Consider the following 4,133-nt stretch of genomic DNA (forward strand, 5'->3'; position numbering starts at 1 on the left):
GGAAGAATATGCGCGGATGACCCGCGAGGTCGAGGAAGCTCTCCGAGAGGCCGACGACCCCAACGCCAAGTCGTACACCCACGAAGAAGTCATGCGGGCGATGCAGGAACTCATCGACCAAGCGCGAGACAAGCCATGTTGATCGGCTGACGGAAATTTCTGGGTTTCCGGCTTACAACCCCCTTTACATACACTTTAAATAACGATAATAATTCTCAGCCGCTAGCGCATTTAATTATCAGAAATACTTAGACAGAGCGGCACTTCTCTGCCCACAACTCAGCCAAAGGTGACGGGCAGCGCTCCGTCGCTGCTGCCCTGCTGCGCCTGAGGCTCTCAATCAGGAGCTCACCTCCGCATGATCAGGACGACCCGCCGTATCGGCGTCACTGCCAGTCTGCTGGCCATCGCCATTGCCCAGGCCGCGCAGGCCAACGAGACCGAGGACAACCGTCAGCAGAAGCAGGACGGCCCGGTATCCCTTGCCCCGCTCGTCATCCAGGGGGATGTGCTTGGTAGTGCCAGTGACGAAGAGGTACGCACCTATGCCGGCAGCCGCAGCGTGGTCCAGGCTCACGAACTGAAGAAGGCCAGCGTGCGTGGCCTGGATGACGCGCTGGCGCGGGTCCCAGGGGTGAAGATCCTCGACGAGACCGGTGCCGGGGTACTGCCGCAACTGTCCGTGCGCGGGCTTTCGGAAAGTCGCAGCGGCCGCGTCCAAGCGCTCGCCGATGGCATCCCGCTGGCCCTGGCGCCCTATGGCCAGACCAGCCTGTCGCTGTTTCCGCAGACCCTGGCGACGGTCGATCGCATCGACATCGTGCGTGGCGGCGCGTCCGTGCAGTACGGACCGAACAACGTCGGCGGCGTGATCAACTTCATCAGCCGGCCAATTCCGGATAAGTGGGAAACCACCCTGCAGGAGCGTGTCACCTTCGCGCCCGGCGGGCGCCAGCTGTACGACAGCTACCTGGGCACCGGTGGGCGCCTGACCGACAACTTCGGCCTGCAGCTGGACGTCAACACCATCAGTGGCGAGTACGGTCGCGAGCATTCTGAGACCGATGTGCAGAACTACCGCCTGCGCGGCCAGTGGGATATCGATGACAGCCGCAGCCTGAGTTTCGGCGTGCAGCGCTACATCGCCGACATGGACCTGGCCGGCGCCCTCAGCGTGGCCGACTACAAGGACGACCCGCGGCAGTCGACCCGCAAGCTCGATCGTTTCGAAGGCGACAGCGACCGCGTCTGGGGCACCTATACTCAATACCTCGGCGCCATGGGCCCGTTCGACGACGTGGAATTCAGCTGGACCAACTTCGCCCAGCACAGCTATCGCAACTTTGTTGTCGGGCTGCCCTTCGCGCCGGATGCCACGCCGACCACCCTGCAGGATGCTCCCCGCGACTTCCGTGTCTGGGGCAGCGAGCCGCGCCTGAGCCTCGGCATCGACGGTGATGGCGTCAGCCAGACCTGGCTGCTTGGCGCCCGCCTGGTCAAGGAAAACGTCGACTTCGATGTCGACCGTCTGAACCTGAATACCGGCGCCACAAGCGTGGTGCGCGACTGGGTATTCGATACCAAGGGCCAGGCCGCCTATGTGAGCAACGAAATCAAGCTGCTCGACGACCGCCTGACCCTCACCCCCGGCGTGCGCTATGAGCACGCCAAGATGGAGTACGCCGACGGCGTCAGCGGCATCGAGCGCAAGACCGTGGCCGAAGAGTGGCTGCCCGGTCTGAGCATCGGCTACCAGGCCAGCGACGACTGGTTCGTCTACGCCAACGCGCAGCGCTCGCTGCGGGTGCCTCAGGTGTTCCAGATCGTCAGGGATGGCGTGGTGCAGGCGGAAATCTCGCGCAACTACGAGACCGGCGTGCGCTTCACCCCACAGGACAACCTGCGCATCGACTTCGGCCTGTACCGCATCGACTTCGACGACCAGATCGTGTTCGCCAACAGCCGCTTCCAGAATCTCGGCAGCACCCGCCACCAGGGGATCGAGACCGAGGTGTTCTGGACGCCGGCCGCGCTGCCAACCCTCGACCTGCACGCCGGCTACGCCTACCTCGATGCCGAGCTGCGCACCGGCGACTTCAAGGGCAACGAGGTGCCGTACAGCTCCAAGCACCAGTTCACCGTCGATGGTCGTTACCGCTTCGCCGAGTTCTGGACCTACAGCCTGGATGGCCTCTACGTCAGCAGCGCCTATACCGACGACGCCAACAGCGCCGAGGAGAATGCCAGCGCCTCAGTAGGCGAGCTGCCCGCCTACTGGATCTGGAACACCGCCATCGAGCGCGAGTTCAAGCTGCAGGACGACAGCGTGCTGACCGCCTCGGCCGGCATCAGCAACCTGTTCGACCGCCAGTACTACTTCCGCGGCATCGACACCAGTCCCGAGGGACGCCAGCCAGCACCGGGCCGTACCCTGACACTGGGGGTGAACTACCGCTTCTGATCGCCTAGTCGTCCTGCCTCATCCCCTGGCGTCACGCCAGGGGCCTCATTTCACGCGCCCGGCTGCAACGTCGGTACCGTATTCGAAGCCATCAGCCTCACTCCGAACGCCACCAGCACGCCACCCTGTCAGCCGATCCAGCGCCCTAGTCAGTCCACGCCGGCGCAGCAGTCTGCCGAGCGGAATGGTTGCGGCGATCAGGATGGCGAACCCGCCCAGGGTCAGTAATACGTGAAGGCCTGAGAGGAACGAGTACGCCGCCACATCCGCACCGGGCGGAACGAACTGGGGCACAAAGGTGACGTAGAACACACCGGCCTCGGGGTATTCAGACGGACAACTGTCGCGCGCCGATACCCTGGCGATCTGCCAACCAACGCCGATTCGAGAGCCACTTCGGGCTCAAGCGAAACAGGGACAGATTTATTTATTGGGCTGACTGTCCGCTTGTGGCCGCTAGCCGCCGTTTTGGAGCGAAAGCAGTCAACCACAATCAGACATTGTTTGGATTGCTATGACGAGGCGCCATCAGCTCGTTGCTGGAGTTTCAAGCAAATGTTTTCCTCTCCCGCCTCAACTGACAGCTCATCACCCAAACTCCGTCTGAGTGCTTAAGTAGCTCTGATGGAAGCTCAACGATGACGTCTCCGCTGCCATCCCCTGGGTCTTGGCATACAACTCGCCAGCTTTCAGATGTAGTAGTCATAGATTCGCCCTGAACGCAGTAGGCACAGATCCGCTTGGTACGGTGGGGCAGCATTTGGCCGGTTAGCGACGGCCTGGCTTCGACCGTCGCTATGCATGGTCAAACCTCGGTCTGTTCCGCCATCTCTAGGGCATCATCGACCTCAATCCCCAGATATCGAACGGTGCTCTCCAGCTTCGTATGGCCGAGCAACAGTTGAACTGCCCGCAGGTTCTTCGTCCTGCGATAGATCAGCGATGCCTTCGTACGTCTTATTGTGTGAATGCCATACAGGGCTGGATCAGGGCCAATGGCTTTCACCCAACCTTTGACGATACGAGCGTATTGACGAGTGGATAGATGGTCTGAGATATGCAGCCGGCTCGGAAAAAGGCAATCCTCGCTGCGGGGCTGGGCATGATGTATGGCGATGTGCCGTTCCCTAAGATCAAATGGATTTTCCAGAATCTCAACAAAGCCGAGGTCCTGCTGACCTTCAATGTCGATTTTTTGGTTACGTATCTAGCCGACCGCCAAGCGAACCGGAAAGCCATTGCAAATATCGGCTTGGATCAGCATGTGCCATGGGACATGCTTAAACAGCTGAAGGCGCATCAGCCACGGAGCTGGCAATACCTGATCCAGCGCTATCTGTCCGAGGGGATCAAGCAGGAAAGCGGTGCCCAGTACATGACCGTCTTCTTCATTCGTCCGGCCGGCAGCAACCCGATGGCCTATTGGTTTATCCATCTGGCGAACAACTACCGCGCTAACGATGTGATGAAGAAGATCCACTGGAAATACGGCAACAACTTTTCCCATATGCTGTCGCCTTCCAGCTTTTTCAGCTACGACGCCAATCGGGATATCGCCGTGACAGGTCAGCACGATTGTAAGCGTCCGCTCTCTACCGTCTTGACCCTCAGACTTTAATCCGCTTCAGACGCTGATTGATGTCGTCGCGGTCAAATGCCGTGGGATCGAAGG

2 protein-coding genes and 2 pseudogenes are annotated in these 4,133 nt (G+C 60.6%); 2 read left to right on the forward strand and 2 right to left on the reverse strand.

The window, feature by feature from the left end; translation table 11 throughout:
* Nucleotides 1–358: 358 nt before the first annotated feature.
* A complete protein-coding gene (locus ACIGHL_RS22700; protein ID WP_041109317.1) occupies nucleotides 359–2,461 on the forward strand; it encodes a TonB-dependent receptor family protein in 2,103 nt (700 codons plus the stop codon).
* A 45-nt stretch (nucleotides 2,462–2,506) separates the two neighbouring features.
* Here ACIGHL_RS22700 and ACIGHL_RS22705 read toward each other — a convergent pair whose 3' ends face one another.
* On the reverse strand, nucleotides 2,507–2,773 hold the full coding sequence (locus ACIGHL_RS22705) for a hypothetical protein (protein ID WP_224742955.1): 267 nt from the start codon (nucleotides 2,771–2,773) through the stop codon (nucleotides 2,507–2,509).
* Nucleotides 2,774–3,266: 493 nt separating this feature from the next.
* Nucleotides 3,267–3,572, reverse strand: a pseudogene (locus tag ACIGHL_RS22710) (tyrosine-type recombinase/integrase); the annotation flags it as partial.
* Between ACIGHL_RS22710 and tcmP the strand changes: the two are divergent.
* Nucleotides 3,570–4,037: pseudogene (tcmP, locus tag ACIGHL_RS22715) on the forward strand (three-Cys-motif partner protein TcmP); the annotation flags it as partial. The pseudogenes ACIGHL_RS22710 and tcmP sit on opposite strands and share 3 nt — an antisense overlap.
* Between the last annotated feature and the right edge of the window lie 96 nt (nucleotides 4,038–4,133).

Origin of the sequence: Pseudomonas sp. NPDC077451 (assembly GCF_044543345.1) — a bacterium.
GTDB lineage: Bacteria > Pseudomonadota > Gammaproteobacteria > Pseudomonadales > Pseudomonadaceae > Stutzerimonas.